The organism is Pseudomonas sp. AC083, assembly GCF_979253165.1.
In genome coordinates this window covers 205,853-224,072 of the sequence record NZ_CEEDDH010000008.1, presented here as the reverse complement: position 1 = coordinate 224,072, position 18,220 = coordinate 205,853, and the positions used below count along the sequence as shown (strand labels likewise).

19 protein-coding genes are annotated in these 18,220 nt (G+C 61.9%); 8 read left to right on the top strand and 11 right to left on the bottom strand.

The window, feature by feature from the left end; genetic code table 11:
* Positions 1-93: 93 nt before the first annotated feature.
* Entirely contained in the window at positions 94-282 is a 189-nt protein-coding gene (locus AC0IXA_RS14660) for a hypothetical protein (RefSeq protein ID WP_016773646.1), read from the top strand.
* Positions 283-350: 68 nt separating this feature from the next.
* On the opposite strand, the gene AC0IXA_RS14655 is transcribed toward AC0IXA_RS14660, so the two are convergent.
* The 7 genes from AC0IXA_RS14655 to AC0IXA_RS14625 all read right to left on the bottom strand — a co-directional run bounded on the left by AC0IXA_RS14655 (position 351) and on the right by AC0IXA_RS14625 (position 8,875).
* On the bottom strand, positions 351-893 hold the full coding sequence (locus AC0IXA_RS14655; RefSeq protein ID WP_016773645.1) for a DUF2058 domain-containing protein: 543 nt from the start codon (positions 891-893) through the stop codon (positions 351-353).
* A 26-nt stretch (positions 894-919) separates the two neighbouring features.
* Entirely contained in the window at positions 920-1,753 is an 834-nt protein-coding gene (mazG, locus tag AC0IXA_RS14650) for a nucleoside triphosphate pyrophosphohydrolase (RefSeq protein WP_341639009.1), read from the bottom strand.
* Between the two features lie 130 nt (positions 1,754-1,883).
* The gene (relA, locus tag AC0IXA_RS14645; RefSeq protein WP_041479585.1) at positions 1,884-4,127 is read right to left on the bottom strand and encodes a GTP diphosphokinase; all 2,244 of its coding nucleotides are present in this window, start codon (positions 4,125-4,127) and stop codon (positions 1,884-1,886) included.
* Positions 4,128-4,228: 101 nt separating this feature from the next.
* Positions 4,229-5,605, bottom strand: coding sequence for a 23S rRNA (uracil(1939)-C(5))-methyltransferase RlmD (gene rlmD / locus AC0IXA_RS14640; RefSeq protein WP_471813655.1), 1,377 nt, complete (start codon positions 5,603-5,605; stop codon positions 4,229-4,231).
* A complete protein-coding gene (cysM, locus tag AC0IXA_RS14635) occupies positions 5,605-6,507 on the bottom strand; it encodes a cysteine synthase CysM (RefSeq protein WP_039757833.1) in 903 nt (300 codons plus the stop codon). The genes rlmD and cysM overlap by 1 nt, the downstream gene beginning before the upstream one ends.
* Before the next feature lie 234 nt (positions 6,508-6,741).
* Positions 6,742-8,166: a histidine kinase sensor domain-containing protein gene (locus tag AC0IXA_RS14630; RefSeq protein ID WP_471813653.1), complete on the bottom strand. Its 1,425-nt coding sequence runs from the start codon at positions 8,164-8,166 to the stop codon at positions 6,742-6,744.
* Positions 8,153-8,875, bottom strand: coding sequence for a response regulator transcription factor (locus tag AC0IXA_RS14625; RefSeq protein ID WP_076563844.1), 723 nt, complete (start codon positions 8,873-8,875; stop codon positions 8,153-8,155). Before AC0IXA_RS14625 ends, AC0IXA_RS14630 begins: the two co-directional genes overlap by 14 nt.
* 206 nt (positions 8,876-9,081) lie before the next feature.
* Between AC0IXA_RS14625 and AC0IXA_RS14620 the strand changes: the two genes are divergently transcribed.
* Together AC0IXA_RS14620 and AC0IXA_RS14615 are read left to right on the top strand one after the other, a co-directional pair.
* A complete protein-coding gene (locus AC0IXA_RS14620; RefSeq protein WP_110602552.1) occupies positions 9,082-11,835 on the top strand; it encodes a response regulator in 2,754 nt (917 codons plus the stop codon).
* 81 nt (positions 11,836-11,916) lie between these two features.
* Positions 11,917-12,906: a 2-hydroxyacid dehydrogenase gene (locus AC0IXA_RS14615; RefSeq protein ID WP_471813651.1), complete on the top strand. Its 990-nt coding sequence runs from the start codon at positions 11,917-11,919 to the stop codon at positions 12,904-12,906.
* Positions 12,907-12,912: 6 nt separating this feature from the next.
* On the opposite strand, the gene AC0IXA_RS14610 is transcribed toward AC0IXA_RS14615, so the two are convergent.
* Positions 12,913-13,371 (bottom strand): hypothetical protein, encoded by a 459-nt coding sequence (locus AC0IXA_RS14610; protein ID WP_471813649.1) that lies wholly within the window; start codon positions 13,369-13,371, stop codon positions 12,913-12,915.
* Between the two features lie 134 nt (positions 13,372-13,505).
* Here AC0IXA_RS14610 and AC0IXA_RS14605 point away from each other — a divergent pair, with 134 nt between their 5' ends.
* Positions 13,506-13,940: a hypothetical protein gene (locus tag AC0IXA_RS14605; protein ID WP_039757838.1), complete on the top strand. Its 435-nt coding sequence runs from the start codon at positions 13,506-13,508 to the stop codon at positions 13,938-13,940.
* Positions 13,940-14,344, top strand: a complete 405-nt coding sequence (locus AC0IXA_RS14600) for an META domain-containing protein (protein WP_123443634.1) — start codon at positions 13,940-13,942, stop codon at positions 14,342-14,344. The genes AC0IXA_RS14605 and AC0IXA_RS14600 overlap by 1 nt, the downstream gene beginning before the upstream one ends.
* 144 nt (positions 14,345-14,488) lie before the next feature.
* Here AC0IXA_RS14600 and AC0IXA_RS14595 read toward each other — a convergent pair whose 3' ends face one another.
* Positions 14,489-14,953, bottom strand: coding sequence for a TlpA disulfide reductase family protein (locus AC0IXA_RS14595; protein ID WP_125917249.1), 465 nt, complete (start codon positions 14,951-14,953; stop codon positions 14,489-14,491).
* 113 nt (positions 14,954-15,066) lie between these two features.
* Here AC0IXA_RS14595 and arsC point away from each other — a divergent pair, with 113 nt between their 5' ends.
* The 3 genes from arsC to AC0IXA_RS14580 are packed head-to-tail and all read left to right on the top strand — an operon-like array spanning position 15,067 to position 16,438.
* Complete coding sequence (gene arsC, locus AC0IXA_RS14590; RefSeq protein ID WP_186567721.1) at positions 15,067-15,420, top strand: arsenate reductase (glutaredoxin); 354 nt, start codon at positions 15,067-15,069, stop codon at positions 15,418-15,420.
* A complete protein-coding gene (gene wrbA / locus AC0IXA_RS14585; RefSeq protein WP_041479575.1) occupies positions 15,417-16,013 on the top strand; it encodes an NAD(P)H:quinone oxidoreductase in 597 nt (198 codons plus the stop codon). Before arsC ends, wrbA begins: the two co-directional genes overlap by 4 nt.
* Complete coding sequence (locus AC0IXA_RS14580) at positions 16,013-16,438, top strand: DUF2069 domain-containing protein (protein WP_076563849.1); 426 nt, start codon at positions 16,013-16,015, stop codon at positions 16,436-16,438. Before wrbA ends, AC0IXA_RS14580 begins: the two co-directional genes overlap by 1 nt.
* A gap of 84 nt (positions 16,439-16,522) precedes the next feature.
* Here the strand turns inward: AC0IXA_RS14580 and AC0IXA_RS14575 are convergent, their stop codons facing one another.
* Both AC0IXA_RS14575 and ttcA read right to left on the bottom strand, forming a co-directional pair.
* Positions 16,523-17,197 carry a DNA-3-methyladenine glycosylase I gene (locus tag AC0IXA_RS14575; RefSeq protein WP_471813646.1) on the bottom strand — a complete coding sequence of 225 codons (675 nt, stop codon included), beginning with the start codon at positions 17,195-17,197 and terminating at the stop codon, positions 16,523-16,525.
* A gap of 81 nt (positions 17,198-17,278) precedes the next feature.
* Positions 17,279-18,103, bottom strand: a complete 825-nt coding sequence (gene ttcA, locus AC0IXA_RS14570; protein WP_024013975.1) for a tRNA 2-thiocytidine(32) synthetase TtcA — start codon at positions 18,101-18,103, stop codon at positions 17,279-17,281.
* Positions 18,104-18,220 lie beyond the last annotated feature (117 nt).

Below are 18,220 nucleotides of genomic sequence, written 5' to 3'. Positions count from 1 at the left end.
CGCCAATTGGCGGTTTACTTAGCTGACTAACAAATCCTATAACAGAGTCCTGCACACGCCTTGGTGCAGTAACTTGAGATCTGGAGCTAGCAGATGACTGTAAAAGTAACTGAACGCGACGATTCACACATGTCCCACGAAGGCCTGGCCGCCGGCATCCGTATCTGGGATGTGCATCAACAAGACTTGCTGGTCGGTATGTTCCACAACGAGATCGATGCGCATAACTACAAGGCTGAACTGGAAGTGCAGGAGCAACAAAGAGAACTGAAGTCCGCCTGAAACAACACAGCATTTGAAAACGACAAACCCCGCCATGAGCGGGGTTCGTCGTTGTTACAGCCGTGGATTTACCACATCAGATCGTCAGGGATCTGGTACGCCGCGTACGGATCGTCCTCGGCGTTGACCTCTTCGGTCTGCACGTTGAGCTGGACGATGCGCTGCGGGTCGCGCTCCTGGATCTTCAGCGCTGCTTCACGGGGAATCACTTCATAACCGCCATTGTGGTGCACGATCGCCAGCGAACCGCTGCTGAGCTTGTTGCGCATCAGCGTGTTGACCGAGATGCGCTTGACCTTCTTGTCATCGACGAAGTTGTAGTAGTCCTCGGTGGTCAGCTTGGGCAGACGCGAGACTTCGATCAACTGCTTGACCTGCGCAGCGCGGGCCTTGGCCTCGGCCTTCTCCTGCTGCTGACGGTTCAGCTCCTGGTCGCGCTTGACCTTCTCGGCCATGGCTTCCTGGGCGGCGCGCTGCTGCGAATCGTCCAGCTCGGCCTGGCCTTTGTGGGCCAGGCGCTGTTGCTTCTGCTTGTCTTTGCTGACCTGCTTGGCCTGCTTTTGGTTGACCAGGCCTGCTTTGAGCAACTGGTCGCGAAGGGAAAGGCTCATCAATGCTTACTCACTTGGGCAACGGCTCAGCCGCAGCTGGGCTCATTCTTTTCCTGGCGTTTGGCTTCGCCCCACAGGGCGTCCAACTCTTCGAGGGTGCAATCTTCCATGGGACGGTGGGTGTCGCGCAATGCCTGTTCGATAAAACGGAAACGTCGTTCAAACTTGCCATTGGCGCCGCGCAGGGCGGTTTCCGGATCGACCTTCAAATGCCGGGCCAGATTGACCACGGAAAACAGCAGATCGCCGATCTCGTCGGCCACCGCCACCGGATCATTTTCCGACATGGCTTCGAGCACTTCATCGAGCTCTTCGCGCACCTTGTCGAGCACCGGCAAAGCATCCGGCCAGTCGAAACCGACCTGCGCGGCGCGTTTTTGCAGCTTGGCTGAGCGCGACAATGCCGGCAACGTGGCCGGCACGTCGTCGAGCAAGGACAACTGCTCGGGCGCCGAGGCTTTCTCGGCGCGCTCTTCGGCCTTGATCTCTTCCCAGCGCTGCTTGACCTGCTCTTCGCTCAATCGCGGCACGTCGAGCGGCGCGTACAGGTCGCCCGTCGGGAACACATGCGGATGACGACGGATCAGTTTGCGCGTGATGCTGTCGATCACCCCGGCGAATTCGAACCGCCCTTCTTCCTTGGCCAACTGGCTGTAATACACCACCTGAAACAACAGATCGCCCAACTCGCCCTGCAAATGGTCGAGATCGCCACGTTCGATGGCATCGGCCACTTCGTAGGCTTCTTCGAGGGTGTGCGGGACGATGGTCGCGTAGGTTTGCTTGATGTCCCACGGACAGCCGAACTGCGGATCGCGCAGACGGGACATCAGGTGGAGCAGGTCTTCGAGTGAATACATCATTTATCAGGCTCACCACAAAATCCTGTGGGAGCTGGCTTGCCAGCGATTGCATCACCTCGACTTTCCTGAGAGACCGAGTTGTCTGCATCGCTGGCAAGCCAGCTCCCACATGGGATCAGAGTCATCTTCACGGGGTACGGTTACGCCGGGTTTCGATGATGTTCGGCAATTGCGAAATCCGCCCCAGCAGCCGTCCCAGCGCATCCAGTCCGGGGATCTCGATGGTCAGCGACATCAGCGCAGTGTTGTCTTCCTTGTTCGAGCGGGTGTTGACCGCCAGCACGTTGATGCGCTCGTTGAGCAGCACCTGCGAGACGTCACGCAGCAGCCCGGAACGGTCGTAGGCGCGGATGATGATGTCCACCGGATAGGTGAGCACCGGCACCGGGCCCCAGCTGACCTGAATGATCCGCTCCGGCTCGCGCCCGCCCAGTTGCAGCACCGAGGCGCAGTCCTGACGGTGAATGCTCACGCCACGGCCCTGGGTGATGTAACCGACAATCGCATCGCCCGGCAGTGGCTGGCAGCAGCCGGCCATCTGCGTCATCAGGTTGCCGACGCCCTGGATCTGGATATCGCCGCGCTTGCCCGGTTTGTAACCGGTGGCCTTGCGCGGGATCAGCTCCAGCTGTTCGTTGCCGCGCTCCGGTTCGACCAGTTGCTGCGCAAGGTTGACCAGATGCGCCTGACGCAGGTCGCCGGCACCGAGGGCGGCGAACATGTCTTCGGCGGTTTTCATGTTGGCCTTTTCGGCCAGCTTGTCGAAATCCACCGCCGGCAGGCCGAGGCGATTGAGTTCGCGCTCGATCAGGGTTTTACCGGCCGCAACATTCTGATCGCGAGCCTGCAACTTGAACCAGTGAACGATCTTCGCCCGCGCCCGCGAGGTGGTGACGTAACCGAGGTTCGGGTTCAGCCAGTCGCGGCTCGGCGTGCCGTGCTTGCTGGTGATGATCTCGACCTGCTCGCCGGTCTGCAGGCTGTAGTTCAACGGCACGATGCGGCCGTTGATCTTCGCGCCCCGGCAGTTGTGGCCGATTTCGGTGTGCACCCGATAGGCGAAATCCAGCGGCGTCGCGCCTTTCGGCAAGTCGATGGCGTGCCCGTCGGGAGTGAAGATGTAAACCCGATCAGGCTCGATATCGACGCGCAACTGTTCGGCCAGACCGCCGATATCACCCAGCTCTTCATGCCATTCGAGGACCTGACGCAGCCAGGAAATCTTCTCTTCGTAATGGTTCGAGCCGGATTTGACGTCGGTGCCCTTGTAGCGCCAGTGCGCGCAGACGCCGAGTTCGGCTTCTTCGTGCATGGAGTGGGTGCGGATCTGCACCTCGAGGACCTTGCCTTCCGGGCCGATCACCGCCGTGTGCAGCGAGCGGTAGCCGTTCTCTTTCGGGTTGGCGATGTAGTCGTCGAATTCTTTCGGGATGTGCCGCCACAGGGTGTGGACGATGCCGAGCGCGGTGTAGCAGTCGCGCATTTCCGGCACCAGCACGCGCACCGCGCGAACGTCGTAGATCTGGCTGAATTCCAGACCCTTGCGCTGCATTTTGCGCCAGATCGAGTAGATGTGTTTGGCCCGGCCGCTGATGTCGGCGTCGACGCCGGTGGCCTGCAGTTCGTCCTTGAGCTGGGTCATCACGTCGCTGATGAAGCGCTCGCGGTCCAGCCGCCGCTCGTGGAGCAACTTGGCAATCTGCTTGTATTGATCGGGTTCGAGATAGCGGAAGGACAAGTCCTCCAGTTCCCATTTGATGTGCCCGATGCCGAGGCGATGGGCTAGTGGCGCATAGATGTCGAAGACTTCGCGAGCGACGCGGTTGCGCTTTTCATCGTCGGCGGTTTTCACCGCACGGATGGCGCAGGTGCGTTCGGCCAGTTTGATCAGCGCAACGCGCACGTCATCGACCATGGCCACGAGCATTTTGCGCAGGTTCTCGACCTGCCCTTGCGTGCCCATGACCATCGATTGCCGTGGGCTGAGACTGGCGCTGATGGCCGCCATGCGCTGCACGCCGTCGATCAGCTTGGCCACTACCGGACCGAAGCGCTGGCCGATGGCCGCCAGCTCTATCTGGCCTTCACGCACGCCGCGATACAAAACGGCGGCGACCAGTGAATCCTGATCGAGCTTGAGGTCGGCGAGGATCTCGGCGATCTCAAGGCCCGTGCTGAAACTGCCGGAGCCTTCGGCCCACAGGTTCTTTTTCGCATTGGACTGCTGTTCGGCCTCGCGAGCGAACTCGCAGGCTTCTTTCAAGGCCTCGCGATCCAGTGCCAGATCGACACTGACCGCGTGATCGAGCCAGGCCTCGAGATTGATACTGCCGTCGGTGTTGATCGGCTGGTGTGCTCTCACCTGTACCATGCTGCTTTACCTTCCCTACGACGCAGATTCAATGCGTCAAATCGCTGATCCTCAGTGTCCGTTCGCGCTCGCGGGGCTCAGGCGAGCGCTGCGCGGACAGATCAGACGGATTCAGACGAGCCGTCCTGGCTCGCTTCAAATAACGCCATGGCCTCGACATGTGCCGTCTGAGGAAACATATCGAGAATCCCGGCACGTTTTAACCGGTAGCCCTGCTTGATCAATTCCTGCGTGTCGCGCGCCAGCGTGGCCGGGTTGCACGACACATATACCAACCGCTTGGCACCCAGGGTCGCGAGCTTGCGCACCACCTCGAAAGCACCGTCACGCGGTGGGTCCAAGAGTACCGCAGAAAAGCCGTTTCCGATCCACTGGGCATCGCTCAAAGGCTGGGATAAATCGGCTTGAAAAAACTTTGTGTTATGCAAATTGTTACTGACGGCGTTGGCAGCGGCCCGCTCGACCATGGTCTGCACGCCCTCCACAGCCACCACTTCACGGACGCTTTTGGCCAGCGGTAGCGCAAAATTTCCCAACCCGCAAAACAGGTCGAGCACGCGTTCTTCAGCCGTCGGTTTCAGCCAGTCCAGCGCCTGGGCGATCATCGCTTCGTTGACCCCGGCGTTGACCTGAACGAAGTCACCCGGCCGATAAGCCAGCTCGAGATTCCACTGTTCCAGGCGATAACCGAGGCTCTGACCGGCCTCGACCGGTTGCGGTTCACCTTCGCCATGCAGCCACAACTGCGCCTCGTGGAACTGGCAGAAATCCTTGAGGATGCTCAGATCCGCTTCGGACAACGGCGCCATGTGCCGCAGCAATACCGCCAGTGATGAGCCGCTGAACAGCTCGACATGGCCCAGCGCCTGCGGTTTGCTCAAGCGCCGCAGCATCTCCGGCAAGCGGGTCATGATCGGCTGCAAGGGCTGTACCAGCACCGGGCATTCGCTGATCGCGACGATGTCCTGACTGCCGGCGGCGCGGAAACCCACTTCGAGCTTCTTCGCTTTCATGTCCCAGCGCACGGCGATCCGCGCGCGCCGACGGTAACCGAATTCCGGGCCGGTCAGCGGCGCCGCCCATTCTTCAGGTTCGACACCGGCCACCCGCGACAATTGCTCGGCGAGCATGCGCTGTTTCAGGGCGAGTTGTTCAGCTTGGGGCAAGTGCTGAACGCTGCAACCGCCACAGCGGCCGAAGTGTGGGCATGCTGCCGGGCGCCGCAACTCGCTGGCCTTGAACACGCGCTCGGTGCGCGCCTCGACCACTTTGCCGTGGGCGCCGAGCACCCGCGCTTCGACCTCTTCACCGGCAAGGGCGCCGAGGACGAACCAGGTTTTGCCTTCGAAAAACGCGATACCGCGACCGTCATTGGCCAGGCGCTCGATGTTCAAGCGCTGCTTTTTGCCGGTCGGGATCTGTGGCGCCTTGCTGCCGCCGGTGGGCTGGAAGCGCAGGCCTCTCTCGTGTTTGGCCATCAGTTCGGCGCGTCGAAAATGCCGGTCGACAGGTAACGGTCGCCACGGTCGCAGATGATCGCGACGATCACCGCGTTTTCAACTTCTTTGGACAAGCGCAGCATCGCTGCCACCGCACCGCCGGAGGACACGCCGCAGAAGATGCCTTCTTCGCGGGCCAGGCGCCGGGTAACGTCTTCGGCTTCGCTTTGCGCCATGTCGACGATGCGGTCGACGCGGTCAGCCTGATAGATCTTCGGCAGGTATTCCTGCGGCCAGCGGCGGATGCCGGGAATGGCCGAGCCTTCCATCGGTTGCAGGCCGACGATCTGTACGCTGTCGCTCTGTTCTTTGAGGTAGCGCGACACGCCCATGATGGTGCCGGTGGTGCCCATCGAACTGACGAAATGGGTGATGCTGCCCTGGGTCTGACGCCAGATTTCCGGGCCGGTGGTGGTGTAGTGCGCTTCCGGGTTGTCGCCATTGGCGAACTGGTCGAGCACCTTGCCACGGCCTTCGGCTTCCATACGCTGGGCCAGATCGCGGGCGCCTTCCATGCCCTCTTCCTGAGTCACCAGGATCAGCTCGGCACCGTAAGCGGTCATCGCTGCCTTGCGCTCGGCACTGGAGTTGTCCGGCATGATCAGGATCATCTTGTAACCCTTGATCGCAGCGGCCATCGCCAGCGCGATGCCGGTGTTGCCGGAGGTCGCCTCGATCAGCGTATCGCCGGGATTGATCTGCCCGCGCAACTCGGCGCGAGTGATCATCGACAACGCCGGGCGGTCCTTGACCGAACCCGCCGGGTTGTTCCCTTCGAGCTTGAGCAAAAGGGTGTTGCTGGTGGCGCCGGGCAGGCGCTGCAAACGCACCAGCGGCGTGTTGCCGACGCAATCGGCGATGGTTGGGTACTGCAAGGTCATGGCGTATTCGCAATCCAGACGTGCGGGGGCGCCTATCATACCGGCAAACCCGCGCAGGCCATATCACGCAAAGTGCGGTGCTTATGGTTTATGGGAATAAGCAAATAAAAGTCGCGCCAGTGGTGCGACTTTTACTTGAGCAACACTCAGTTCTCGTGGTGATGCTTGGAATTCGCGAGCAGGCTCGCTCCCACAGGATTTAGTGTCAGCAGTGATGACACTATTAACGGTAGATCACACAGCCTGCGGCGAACCGCGCTCCATTGTGGGAGCGAGCCTGCTCGCGAAGGCGTCCGCATGGGCGACGCCGTCATCCGCCAACAAGCGCAAATTCAACCGCAGCCCCGCCCCGGTGTTTTCCGCCCAGAGCAACCCGCCCTGCCGTTGCACCGCGTTGCGCGCAATGCTCAAGCCCAGGCCAAAGCCACCATCCCCGGGTCTCGATCCGTCCAATCGAATGAACGGCGAAAAGATCCGCTGCAGATCTTCGTCAGCCACGCCGCCGCCCTGATCCTCCAGCCACAAATGCCAATACTCGCCATCGCGCCGTGCATCGAGACGCACAATCCCGCCCTCGGGCGAGTGACGAATGGCGTTGCGCAGGATGTTTTCCAGCGCTTGCGCCAGGGTATTGAGGTTGCCGCGCACCCAGCACGATGCCTCGACCGAGCATTGCAGTTGCAGACTCGGCCAGCCGCTTTCATAGCAGGCGTTGTCGGTGAGCATTTCCCACAGCGCCTGAATCTGGATCGCTTCATCCGGCAACGGCGAGCGGTCGGTGTCGAGCCAGGCCAGTTGCAGGGTGTCTTCGACCAAACGTTGCATGCCGTCGACCTCGCGGCCGATGCGCTCGCGCAATTGCGCCAGGCCCTGTTCGCTTTCACTGGCCACGCGCAGGCGGCTCAGCGGCGTGCGCAGTTCGTGGGACAAGTCACGCAATAACTGCTGCTGCAAGGCGATCGTGCTTTGCAGGCGCTCGGACATGGAATCGAAGGCCCGCGCCAGCTCACCGAGTTCATCCGGGCGCTGGGTGATGCCGCTCGACAGGCGCACATTCAACTGGTCGGCGCGCCAGGCGTTGGCCTGTTCGCGCAGGTTGTTCAGCGGCACCACCAACAGGCGGTACAAGCCGACGCAGAGCAACAGAGTGAACAACCCGGGAATCACGCCGTTGGTGATCACCCGCCAGAACACACGGTACTTGCCCGGAACAAAGCGCTCGGGCAACTCGATGACCAGAATGCCGGCGGCCGGATCCTGCGGGAACGGTACCCGCAGCCAAGGTCGGCCCTTCTTGTGGATCGGCCAGTCGAGGCCGCGCAAAAAGGTCAGGTGCTGCACCTCCGCGGCGTTCAACGGCTGGCTGCTCAGCGACTGCAAATCGGCGCCGATCACGCCGACCCAACTGGCCTCGCGCAATTCCATGCTCTGCAGCCAGTCATCGACGCCATTGCGCCCGCCGCGCTGCCACGCCTGTTCGGCTTGCGCGGCATAACGGCTGAGGGTGCTGCGCGCGTCACTGGAGAGAAACTGATTGCGCTCCTCCATATAACGGCCCCACGACCAGCTCAACCAGATCATCAGCAGACAGAACGCCACCAGCAGGCACGCCAGTTTCCAGAACAGCGAATGCCGCCCCGGCAGCTCAGACAGTTTCATCAGCGCCACTCAAGACATAGCCCTTGCCCCACACCGTGCGCACTTCGCGCTCGGTGTAACCGATGGCTTTGAGTTTGCGGCGGATCTGGCTGATGTGCATGTCGAGGCTGCGGTCGTGCGCCGCAAAGCCGCGTTGCAGGACGTGCTGATAAAGGAAGGCCTTGCTCAGCACTTCCTCGTTGTTGCGGTGCAGGGTTTCCAGCAGACGGAATTCGCTACGGGTCAACCCGGCCGCTTGCTCGCGGAAAAACACGTCGCACTGTTCGTCATCGAAACGCAGGGCGCCGCTGACCACCGCAGCGGTAACCGCAGGCGGGCGCCGATCCAGCGCCACGCGGCGCAGGATCGCTTCGATGCGCACATGCAACTCGGCCATGCTGAACGGCTTGGGCAGATAGTCATCTGCACCGAGGCGAAAACCGCTGATGCGATCGGCCTCGGCACCCAGCGCCGACATCAGCAGCACCGGCGTCGAATGGCTCTGCCGTAATTGCGTCAACAACTGCAGACCATCGAGCCCCGGCAGCAGAATATCCATCAGCACCACGTCGAAAGGCTGACGCTGGGCGATGTTCAGACCTTCCTGGCCGTTCTGGCACCAGGTCACCTGAAAACCGCTGCGGCCCAGATGCTCGTGCACATACGCGCCGAGGACCGGATCGTCTTCAATGGAAAGGATGCGTGGCTGGCCAACAGAAACAGGAGTCATGAGTATCTGCAAGTAATTCTCAGTTGGCGGATTATTCAAGATTGTCCGACAGCGGGCAACACAAGCTTGGCCTGTCGGACGAACGAGTGCGTGGGCGGCGCTGCATTTTCCGCAAGATTGCCCGCCTGCAAATCGCTACACTGCGCCCATGTCGCGTGCCGGATGCACGCATGTGTCAACAGATCAGCGGGATGCGGGAGATAGGCGTGCTCAAGAAACTGGGAATCAAAGGTCGCGTGCTGTTGCTGACCTTGTTGCCGACCAGCCTGATGGCGCTGGTGCTGGGTGGCTATTTCACCTGGACGCAGCAGACCGACCTGCACAGCCAATTGATGCAGCGCGGCGAAATGATCGCCGAGCAACTGGCGCCGCTGGTGGCGCCAGCGATGGGCCACGGCGACGCCGATCTGCTTGAACGCATCGCCACCCAGTCCCTTGAACAACCCGACGTGCGCGCGGTGACCTTCCTCGCGGCGGACCGCTCGCCACTGGCCCACGCCGGCCCGACCATGCTCAATCAAGCGCCAAGCGGCGACAGCGCCCTGCTGCAACGACGCAGCGGCAATGACGCGACGCGCTACCTGATGCCGGTGTTCGGCAAGCACCGCAACCTCGCCGGCGAAATCATTCCCGAAGAATCCGAACGCCTGCTCGGCTGGGTCGAGCTGGAGCTGTCGCACAACGGCATGTTGCTGCGCGGCTATCGCAGCCTGTTCGCTAGCCTGCTGCTGATCGCCGCCGGACTTGCCGGCGCCGCCCTCCTCGCATTGCGCATGGGCCGCACCATCAATCGTCCGCTGAGCCAGATCAAACAAGCAGTTGCGCAGCTCAAGGACGGTCATCTGGAAACCCGCTTGCCGCCCCTCGGCAGCCAGGAACTGGATGAACTGGCCTCGGGTATCAACCGCATGGCCGGCACCCTGCAGAACGCTCGTGAAGAATTGCAGCACAGCGTCGATCAGGCCACCGAGGACGTGCGGCAGAATCTGGAAACCATCGAGATACAGAACATCGAGCTGGACCTGGCGCGCAAAGAAGCGCTGGAAGCCAGCCGGATCAAATCCGAATTCCTCGCCAACATGAGCCACGAGATCCGCACGCCGCTCAACGGCATTCTCGGCTTCACTCACCTGTTGCAAAAAAGCGAACTGACCCCGCGCCAGCTCGACTATCTGGGCACCATCGAAAAGTCTGCCGACAGCCTGTTGGGAATCATCAACGAGATTCTCGATTTCTCGAAAATCGAGGCCGGCAAACTGGTACTCGATCACATTCCGTTCAACCTGCGCGACCTGTTGCAGGACACCCTGACCATCCTCGCTCCGGCCGCGCACGCCAAGCAGCTTGAGCTGGTCAGCCTGGTCTATCGCGATACGCCGCTGTCGCTGGTCGGCGATCCGCTGCGCCTGAAGCAGATCCTCACCAATCTGGTCAGCAACGCGATCAAGTTCACCCGCGAAGGCACCATCGTCGCCCGGGCGATGCTCGAAGACGAACACGAAGACAGCGTGCAACTGCGCATCAGCATTCAGGACACCGGCATCGGTCTGTCGAGTCAGGATGTGCGCGCGCTGTTCCAGGCTTTCAGTCAGGCCGACAATTCGCTGTCGCGCCAACCCGGCGGCACCGGCCTGGGGCTGGTGATTTCCAAGCGCCTGATCGAACAGATGGGCGGCGAGATCGGCGTCGACAGCACGCCGGGCGAAGGTTCGGAATTCTGGATCAGCCTGAGCCTGCCCAAAACCCGCGACGATGCCGAAGACCTGCCCGCCGCGCCGCTGCTCGGGCGCCGTGTGGCGGTGCTGGAAAACCACGAACTGGCGCGTCAGGCCTTGCAACATCAGCTGGAAGACTGCGGACTGCAAGTTACGCCGTTCAATACTCTGGAGAGCCTGAGCAATGGCGTCACCGGCGCGCATCAGACCGATCAGGCGATCGATCTGGCAGTGATCGGCATCACCAGCAACGACATGCTCCCGGAACGCTTGAACCAGCACATCTGGGACCTCGAACACCTGGGCTGCAAAGTGCTGGTGCTGTGCCCGACCACCGAACAGACGCTGTTTCACCTGTCGGTACCCAACCCGCACAGCCAGCTGCAGGCCAAACCGGCGTGTACGCGCAAATTGCGCCGGGCGCTGTCCGATCTGGTCAATCCGCGCCAGACCCGCAGCGAACCGGGCGAGCCGCTGTCCAGCCGTGCGCCGCGCGTGCTGTGTGTCGACGACAACCCGGCGAATCTGCTGCTGGTGCAGACCCTGCTCGAAGACATGGGCGCCCGCGTGCTCGCGGTGGAAAGCGGTTACGCAGCAGTCAAAGCCGTGCAGAGCGAATCTTTCGATCTGGTGCTGATGGACGTGCAGATGCCGGGCATGGACGGTCGCCAGACCACTGAAACCATTCGCCAGTGGGAAAGCGAGCGGCATTGCACGCCGCTGCCGATCGTCGCCCTCACGGCCCACGCCATGGCCAATGAAAAACGCGCGCTGCTGCAAAGCGGCATGGACGACTACCTGACCAAACCGATCAGCGAGCGGCAACTGGCGCAGGTGGTGTTGAAGTGGACCGGACTGGCCCTGCGCAATCAGGCCCCGGAGCGCAGCGGCGACAGCGCGGCGAATCAGCAGGAACTGCCGGTGCTCGATCACGAAGAAGGCTTGCGTCTGGCGGCCGGTAAGGCGGATCTGGCGGCGGACATGCTCGCCATGCTGCTGGCCTCGCTGGAAGCCGACCGCGAAGCGATACGCGCAGCGCGTGACAGCCACGACCAGAATGCCCTGCTCGAACGCGTGCACCGCTTGCACGGCGCGACCCGTTATTGCGGCGTGCCGCAACTGCGCGCCGCCTGCCAGCGCAGCGAAACCCTGCTCAAGCAGGACGATCCGAAAGCCGCCGCCGCACTGGATGAACTGGAGCGCTCGATCAATCGACTCGCGGCGCAGGCGCGCATCAGCGCCTGATCCACGGCAAGGCACGGCGCGCGCAAAGCGCTACAGTTGTCGCGGGCCGTTACGGCCCGCGTCGATGTTCCAGGAGGATTCATGCGCACGATCATTTTCAGCAGCCAGACCTACGACCACGACAGCTTCCTCGCCGCCGACTGCCCGCCCGGGCTTGAACTGCATTTTCAAGCGGCGCGGTTAAGTCTCGATACGGCGGCGCTGGCCGAGCAGCACGAAGTGGTCTGCGCGTTCATCAATGACGACCTCAGCGCCCCTGTGCTCGAACGCCTCGCTGCCGGCGGCACGCGGCTGATTGCCCTGCGTTCGGCGGGTTATAACCATGTCGACCTGCCGGCGGCGAAACGCCTTGGCCTGGCCGTCGTGCGCGTGCCGGCCTACTCGCCGCACGCCGTGGCCGAACATGCGGTGGCGCTGATCCTCGCTCTCAATCGTCGTTTGCATCGCGCCTACAACCGCACCCGCGAAGGCGATTTCAGCCTGCATGGCCTGACCGGTTTCGATCTGGTCGGCAAGACCGTCGGCATCGTCGGCACCGGACAGATCGGCGCAACGTTCGCGAAAATCATGCACGGCTTCGGCTGTGAACTGCTCGCTTACGATCCGTATCCCAATCCCGAGGTGCTGGCCTTGGGCGCACGTTATCTGAGCCTGCCGGAGTTGCTCGCGCAATCACGGATCATCAGCCTGCATTGCCCGCTCAACGAACAGAGCAAGCACCTGATCAATCGCGACTCACTGGCGCACATGCAGGCCGGGGCGATGCTGATCAACACCGGGCGCGGCGGGCTGGTCGACACGCCAGCGCTGATCGACGCGCTGAAGGACGGCCAACTCGGTTATCTGGGGCTGGATGTTTACGAGGAAGAGGCGCAGCTGTTTTTCGAGGATCGCTCCGACCTGCCGTTGCAGGACGATGTGCTGGCGCGTCTGCTGACGTTTCCCAACGTGATCATCACCGCGCATCAGGCGTTTCTGACCCGCGAGGCGCTGGGCGCGATTGCCGCGACCACCCTGCACAACATCGCGACCTGGGCGGCAGGTGCGCCGCAGAACCAGGTCGAGGGTTGAACGGTTTTACTTGGACAGCGAAGACGCCAGGATCAGCAAGCCCAGCCAGCCGAAACCGAGCAGGCGCTGCTTGCTCGAATGGCCGTTGCGCAGCAGGAACCAGACAAAAAACGCCGGTAGCAGAAACACCATGATTTTCAGCCAGCCCTCCACCGGGCGGCTGCCATCGGCGTTGAGCGGTTGTTGTTCCTGGCGTGCTTGTTCCGCAGCCTGCTGACGACGGCGACGTCCCGCCGCTGCCGGCATCACTTTGGGTAAAGGCTCGGGCACTGGCGGCGCAACCGCCTCGGGCACTGCGTTGTTGCGTGGCAGGCTGCCGAAGGAAATCGTCGCGGCTTGCACCGGTGCCGCCGTCGATTGCGCCTGCATGGCGGCATGTTCGGCCATCGGCGCGCCGCAGTGAATGCACACCAGCGCTTCGGAACTGATGCTCCGCTTGCATTCATAACATTCGATCAGCGCCATGTTCCGTTCCTTCAGATTCGGGGGCCGGCAGTTTGCCATGACTGTCGGCGCATTTGAACCGGATCGAAGGTCGCACGCGCGCATCATTCTGCAATCGAGCCCGTGCTAGCATGTCGCGCATATTTGGAGGACCCATGGTCGAACACGATTTCCGCTACACCCTGATGAACCCGCAACACACCCTCACCGAATGCCGCGCCCTGGTTCCGGGCCGCTATCAGGTGACCGGCAACGGTGGCTCGATCCGCATCGGCGATGCCCTGTTGGTCACGCTCAAAGGCAGCAAGGATTTGTCCATGCGCCTGACCGTCGACACGGTGCGCCACCTTATCAATCCGCCAGGCCAATGGACCGCGATGACCACAGGCCCGGTGTTCGGCGAACTGGCCATTCACACCTGGCAGGTCAACTGCGACAGCTGCGCGAAAGAGCTGAGCTTCGAATTCGCCGTGGATGCCAAACTCGGCAAGACCGCCGAGAAACCTGCCGCCACCGCACGCATCGCCGAGCTGGGCTGGAAAGCCGTCGGCGACAAGCACCTGTGCCCGAAATGCCAGGAGCCTGCGTGATGAAACGCCTCGCCCTGACCGCACTGATCGGTGTCGGCCTGGTCGGTTGCGCCGCAGAGCCGGTGCAACTGCAGCACAACCGCAGCTACATTCTGGAATGGATCGGCGAGCGGCCACTGATGGATTACAGCCATCTGACCGTGACCCTCGGCGATGACGGCCGCGCCTACGGCAACGGCGGCTGCAACCATTGGTTCGCGCCGTACACGCAGGACGGCGACAAGCTGAGCTTCGGCAAGATCGGCAAGACCCGCAAGCTCTGCGCCCCGGCGTTGATGGAGCAGGAACAACGCTTTTTGCAGGCGCTGGAAAAAGTCGAGCGCTGGGACATTTCGCCCATCGAGCAGGTGCGCTTCTGGCCGGCTCAAGGCAAACCGTTGCGCTGGTGGCTGGAAGAGGGCTGAGCCCTTCTATGCCCGCAGGGGGTTACCTGTGGTGAGGGGATTCATCCCCGTTGGGTCGCGAAGCGGCCCCCTGCGCAGTTCCAGGCGAACTGCAAATTCAGGGCTGCTACGCAGCCCAACGGGGATGAATCCCCTCGCCACAGGTTACTTGTCCCGCAACGCCTCCAGCTTCGCCATCACCCCCGCCGCCGTCTGCTCACCCAGCAACTGCTCACGCACCTTGCCCTTGTCATCGATGATGAAGGTCACCGGCAGCGCCTCACTGCGCGGCAGGTCGAACAGCTCGGCCGGATCCTGCGCGAGCACGGTGAACTTGATGCCGAGTTTTTCGCTCGCCTCTTTCAGCTCCGCGCCCTGAACGTTGTCGAAGTTGACCCCGAACACCCCGACATTCTTGCTCTTGAGCTCATCAGCCAAATGATTCAGCTCGGGAATTTCCGTGCGGCACGGGCCACACCATTCGGCCCAGTAGTTAAGCACCACCCATTGTTTGTCCAGACGTTCGGACGCAACCTTCTGGCCGTTCTGGTCGATGCCGTAATCATTGCCGCAGCCCCCCAGCATCAACGCCCCGATTATCGTCAATGCCGCTGCCAATCGCCGTGTCATGTCGTGTTCCTTGTGAAAATTCGAAAGCGCCTGCGACCCATCGCCTCTGACGGTTCTGGATTGCGCGCCGCACAGTTAGAATAGCCGCCACTTTACGCCAGAAGCGACCCGCCATGACCGATCTGACGCTTTATCACAATCCGCGCTGCTCGAAATCCCGCGGCGCGCTGGAACTGCTTGAAGCCCGCGGCTTGCATCCGACTGTCGTGCGCTACCTGGAAACGCCGCTCAGCGCCGCGCAGATCAAGGCCCTGCTCGGCAAGCTCGGGATCAGCGCGCGGCAGCTGCTGCGCAGCGGTGAAGAGGAATACAAAACCCTGAACCTGGCCGACGCCAGCCTCAGCGAGCAGCAATTGATCGATGCCATCGCCGCGCACCCGAAACTCATGGAGCGGCCGATTCTGGAAGTCGGCGACAAGGCCGTCATCGGTCGCCCACCGGAAAACGTGCTGGAGTTGTTGCCATGAGCACGCCGTACATTCTGGTTCTCTATTACAGCCGCAACGGTTCGACCAACGAGATGGCCCGGCAGATCGCCCGTGGCATCGAGCAGGCCGGAATGGAAGCGCGTCTGCGCACGGTGCCGGCGATTTCCACCGAATGCGAAGCGGTGGCGGCGGAGATTCCCGCTGAAGGCGCGCTTTATGCCAGCCTCGATGATCTGAAGAACTGCGCCGGCCTCGCCTTGGGCAGTCCGACGCGTTTCGGCAACATGGCCGCGCCGCTCAAGTACTTCCTCGACGGCACCAGCAACCTCTGGCTGACCGGCGCGCTGGTCGGCAAACCGGCCGGCGTGTTCACCTCCACCGCCAGCCTGCACGGCGGTCAGGAAACCACGCTGCTTTCGATGATGTTGCCGCTGTTGCATCACGGCATGTTGATCACCGGTCTGCCCTACAGTGAATCGGCCCTGCTCGAAACCGAGGGTGGCGGCACGCCGTATGGCGCCAGCCATCACGCCGGTGCCGACGGCAAGAACGGTCTCGATCAGCACGAAGTGGCGCTGTGTCGCGCACTCGGTCTGCGCCTGGCGAAAACCGCGCAGAAACTGGTGGGCTGATGGCGAAGAAGCCGAAAGTCCTGCCCTCGATAGAGTGGCTTGAGCCACGGGTCAAGGCGATGCGCGTGCTCAGCCTGCTGAGCTTTTTCGCCCTCGCCGGTTTGCTCGCTGTTTATTACCTGGTGTTCGCCGACCTGCATGGCGCGCGGCCTTGGGTGATTCTGCTGGTCGAGCTGATCCCGTGGCTGGTGCTCGCCCCGGCGATGATCATGGGCAGCGCCCGTGGCCATTCGTGGATGTGTTTTGTGGTGAACCTGTATTTCATCAAAGGCGCCCTGGCGGCGTACGACCCCAACCGGCAGCTGTTCGGCCTGCTGGAAATGGCCGCGAGCCTGGCGGTGTTCTGCTCGGCGCTGTTGTATGTGCGCTGGCGTTATCAGTTGAATCGCAAATTGGCGGGTGAAGGCGAGATCAGCGTCGCCTGAACAACCGCTTTCGCGAGCAGGCTCGCTCCCACATTTGGCATGCACTGTGGGAGCGAGCCTGCTCGCGAATGCAGCGCAGCGGTTTTAATGGTTGACGGTGTAGGCGAGCATCATCGAAATCTGGCTCATCGGCCGTCCGCCGCTCTGTTCGTGCCATCGGTTGAACGCGTTCTGCACCGTCGCCAGATCACGCTGGCTGGTCGGCACTTTGTCGACGATCTTCTGCGCATTCAGCGCCGCGACCACGTCGTAACTCGGCACGAACGTGTCCTTGCCGACCATGCGCAAAAAGCGCGGCGCCGACAGCCCGCCGAGTTGGTGGCCGTGCTTTTTCAGGTAGGTCCACAGGCCGACGATATCGGTCACCGGCCAGTCGGCGATCAGCGCGCCGAAGCTGCCCTTGTCCTTTTCCACATCGAGAATGAACTGCGCATTGCGCGGCACGCTTTTCAGTTTGCCCAGATGGCGGATGATCCGCGCGTCCTGCATCAGGCGCTCAAGGTGTTCGGCGCTCATCAGCACGACTTTTTCCGGGTCGAACTTGAAGAACACTTCTTCGAACGCCGGCCACTTGGCGTCGACCAGGCTGTGCTTGAGCCCGGCGCGAAAAACCCGCAGGGCCATGGTCGAGAGGTAGCGGTCGTCGCGGATTTTGCGCAGTTGTGCGGGGGTCTTGGGAACGGGCAGATGGGCTTCCAGTTCAGCCGCCGAACCGAAACGGTTCAGACAGTATTCGTGCAGCCACTTGTAATCGCGCATGCCCTCTCCTGAGGTTTGGAAATGAATAACCCATGCAGAAGCTGTCCCCTCAACCACAGGGCTCGCTTCTACAGGTTGTGTTTACAGATTGACGACATTGACGAAACGCGAAGCCGCGGTCTCGTCGATCTTCAGGCTGGTGAAGTCGAACAGGTTGCGGTCGGCCAGTTGCGATGGCACCACGTTCTGCAGGCTGCGGAAAATCGATTCGGTACGGCCCGGGGTCTTGCGATCCCAGTCCTGGAGCATTTCCTTGACCACCTGGCGCTGCAGGTTTTCCTGCGAGCCGCAGAGGTTGCACGGGATGATCGGGAATTGCTTGAGGTCCGAGTAGGCCTGAATGTCCTTCTCGTTGCAGTACGCCAGCGGGCGGATCACCACATTGCGGCCATCGTCGGCGCGCAGCTTCGGCGGCATCGCTTTCAGGGTGCCGTTGAAGAACATGTTGAGGAAGAACGTCTCGACGATGTCGTCGCGGTGATGACCGAGGGCCATTTTCGTCGCGCCGATTTCGTCGGCAAAGGTGTACAGCGTGCCGCGACGCAGGCGCGAGCACAGCGAGCAGGTGGTCTTGCCTTCCGGCACCAGTTCCTTGACCACCGAATAAGTGTCCTTCTCGACGATGTGATACTCGATGCCCAGTTCTTTCAGGTAGGCCGGCAGCACGTGCTCGGGAAAGCCCGGCTGTTTCTGGTCCATGTTCACCGCGACGATGTCGAACTTGATCGGTGCAACCTTCTGCAGGTGCATCAGCACGTCGAGCATGGTGTAGCTGTCCTTGCCCCCGGACAGGCAGACCATGACCTTGTCGCCATCTTCGATCATATTGAAATCGGCGACCGCTTCGCCGGCCAGGCGGCGCAGGCGCTTTTGCAGTTTGTTCTGGTTGACCGTAAGAGTGCCCATGACGCGAAATCCGTGAGGTGTGACGAAAAGCCGGCATTTTACGCAAAAACCCCAGTAGCGCGAAGCATCTGTGGCGAGGGGATTCATCCCCGCTGGGTTGCGAAGCAGCCCCAAAAC